Raw genomic sequence first — 1073 nt, 5'->3', positions numbered from 1 at the left:
GCAAGCCTTTTTTTTATGCAGTCAGGCTCTGCACATTTTTGCTGCAGAACTCTGTACTTTTATTTTGCAATAAACAAGCGATAGTGCTTCTACAATTCTCAAACCTTTTTAAATAGCCGTTTAATAAGCAGTCAATCTCGTATGTTAGTTGTTACCTTATAAATCTACACAGCTAACTCGTTTCCTTTGCGTATCCAATGAACTCTTTAATATTGTCAAACCGGGGGTCATCCCGTTTTACGACAATAAGTTCGGATCTTCATGGTGACTGATATTAAATTAAAAACTGTCCAAATTTTCTTTTCTATTGGCAGTAGGATTTATTAACCAGTAAAGATATTTGGAGAGACCATATAACCAAGCGTATATCCATCGGGTTCACTGTTTGCTAATTCACCCCTACCAATCCAACCTTCACCTTTTTGACACAATACACCCAAGAGAATTAAAAATGAAGGCAAAAAAACCACCCACGATGTTGTGAGGGGTCTCATTGTGTTTATATGTGTTTATAAAGTTTGTTGATGTCAATGAAAAAACGTGTTAAGAATCGAAAAAGAAAGCTTGTATGTACCTGTGAAATACTCAAATCGTTATTATTTTCACCCAACTGATTCTGATTTCCGTTACATCCTGATCCTATTCCGATAACCGTTAATACTAAAAGACCGATCTTTAATTGTTTTATTTTATATATCATGAATAATCACCTCTGTGTTTCATCCATTATTGAGAGAGTAAAAAGGTTGGTTTACTCGACCAACCTTTTTTTGTCTTTTAATTATTGTTGTTTGTATTGAGGTTCTTCTTGTTCGATTTGTTTAACGCGAGGTTCAAGGCTTTTTAGAACGGATTGGGTTTGTTTAGCAGCATCTTGGTAAAGCTGCTTCGCTTGTTCATTATCTGTACTAAGAGCAAATGTTTCAAAGCTAGCTTGAGCGCTTTTTAATCCGGCTAAAGCTGTTTTAACGTCATTTATTACTGTCATGAATTACACCTCCCTCAATAAAGTTTAATTTTCTCGCTAATACTCGTGTATTCTCCAAATTTCACTAACACCAAATAGTAATCTC

Annotated in this window: 1 protein-coding gene; it reads right to left on the bottom strand. The window is 34.9% G+C overall.

The annotated features are described in order from the left end of the window. Nucleotides 1-781: 781 nt before the first annotated feature. Nucleotides 782-988: a DUF1657 domain-containing protein gene (locus tag Q1B07_RS26610; protein WP_299095819.1), complete on the bottom strand. Its 207-nt coding sequence runs from the start codon at nt 986-988 to the stop codon at nt 782-784. Between the last annotated feature and the right edge of the window lie 85 nt (nt 989-1073).

It is taken from the genome of uncultured Metabacillus sp. (assembly GCF_947503125.1).
GTDB lineage: Bacteria > Bacillota > Bacilli > Bacillales > Bacillaceae > Metabacillus.
This window is presented reverse-complemented; position numbering and strand designations above follow the sequence as displayed.